The following is a 1,469-nucleotide window of genomic DNA, read 5'->3' on the forward strand; positions in this document are numbered from 1 at the left end:
GCCTGCTGAGGAAGCTGGACATGTAGGAAAGACCTCTCTCTGCTGGGGGAAGCACGAGACCCGGCGCCATGGGCACGGGCCATGATCAGGGCGTGTGCCGAGTGCAGACAGCGCGTGGTCCGTATGGGGTCTTCGGTACTCGGACGGACCGTCGAACGTGGTGGCGATCCTGCCGCTGTTCGCCACCGGCAACCAGCCGCTGCTCTCCCTACGAGCGGTCTTCCTACTACTGACAGGGACAGGCTATGGAGAGGGCAGAGCAGAAGTTTGCCCGGTTCGTGCGAACTTGGTCCGGTTGACGTTGGCGGCGAGCCCCACCGCCGGATGCCGAGCCCACACCGAACACCACCGCTTCCTCGCCCTCTACGGCATCACACGATCAACCGGACATCCGAGAAAACGCAGGACCCTGGCACGCTGTCAGGGCAGGCCGGCAGGTGCTGGCGGAAGCGTGCGCGGCGGCACGGGATACCGGCCCGGCCCGCAGACCGAGGCGCTGCGGCAGATCGTCGTCCCGAACGGCAGATCGACGACGCCCGCGCCTGGCTCCAGCACCACGGCCACCTCGACCGACTCGGTGAGCACATCATGCACGCCGCCGACGAGAAATGGCGCGACTACCGGGCCGCATGGGCCCCCGCAGCACCGCCGCCTGGGGCGCCGACTGGCGCGCGTGGATCGCCCGGGAACACACCCCCACCCCTGACCGCCCCTGCCCGGCGGCACGCCTACCCGCCGACGCCCGGCATGACCCGCACCGAGGCACATACGGACGCCTGCTCGCCGCCCTCAACGAACCGACCGGAACGGAATAGCCACCCTGGACCGAAACGAAGTCGCCGCCGTCCTGGCCTACATCGGCCGCCTCGACCCCCGCACCATCCGCACCGGCACGGGCGAGGCCCGTGACCAGATCGCCCAGTGGCACGAGTTGCTCCACGACGTGCCCTTCGCCACCGCCCACGGCTGGGACGTCCGCGAGGCGATACGCGCCCACGTCCTCGACTCCCCGTACCCGATCCTCCCCGTGGACATCGCCCGCAAGTGGCGCGCCTACCGACGCGACCGCCTCAAGCCGTACCCGGCCCCGGTGGTGCGGTCCGGGTGTCGGTCGCGTCGGTCTGGATCTCGTAGCCGTTGTCCACGGCCGACCACGGGTCGTCCGAGGGCGGGAAGCGCACGAACACACCGGAGTTGTCATCGCCGGAGGCACTGGCCGTCTTCCGGTCGAGCTGGAGCGGGTACGACGTGAACTCCGACCCGGCGTGCCAGAGCCTCCCGAGGCCCCCGGCCGACGTCGGTGTTCCGTCGTCGCTCAGTTCGAAGGCGCCCGGTCCCGCTTGCCGCCACGCCGACAGCGACGCGGCCGTGTCGGCCCGTCGAAGAGCGGCCGCTAGCCGTTCTCCGGCCGGCAGTCCGCCTCGACGGCGCCGGTGGCCCACTGGATTGCGCCCAACAGGTGCTGGCGG

At 70.6% G+C, this 1,469-nt stretch carries 1 protein-coding gene and 2 pseudogenes; 1 reads left to right on the forward strand and 2 read right to left on the reverse strand.

The features are described from left to right. Window positions 1-420 precede the first annotated feature (420 nt). Window positions 421-594, reverse strand: coding sequence for a hypothetical protein (locus tag ACP4J3_RS50620; RefSeq protein WP_426545044.1), 174 nt, complete (start codon window positions 592-594; stop codon window positions 421-423). A gap of 226 nt (window positions 595-820) precedes the next feature. Between ACP4J3_RS50620 and ACP4J3_RS50625 the strand changes: the two are divergent. Beyond that, window positions 821-1,090: pseudogene (locus ACP4J3_RS50625) on the forward strand (zinc finger domain-containing protein); the annotation flags it as partial. Here the strand turns inward: ACP4J3_RS50625 and ACP4J3_RS50630 are convergent. After that, window positions 1,069-1,469 (reverse strand): annotated as a pseudogene (locus ACP4J3_RS50630) (family 16 glycoside hydrolase); the annotation flags it as partial. The pseudogenes ACP4J3_RS50625 and ACP4J3_RS50630 overlap by 22 nt on opposite strands.

The sequence above is a fragment of the Streptomyces sp. UG1 genome (assembly GCF_049974585.1).
Lineage (GTDB): Bacteria > Actinomycetota > Actinomycetes > Streptomycetales > Streptomycetaceae > Streptomyces.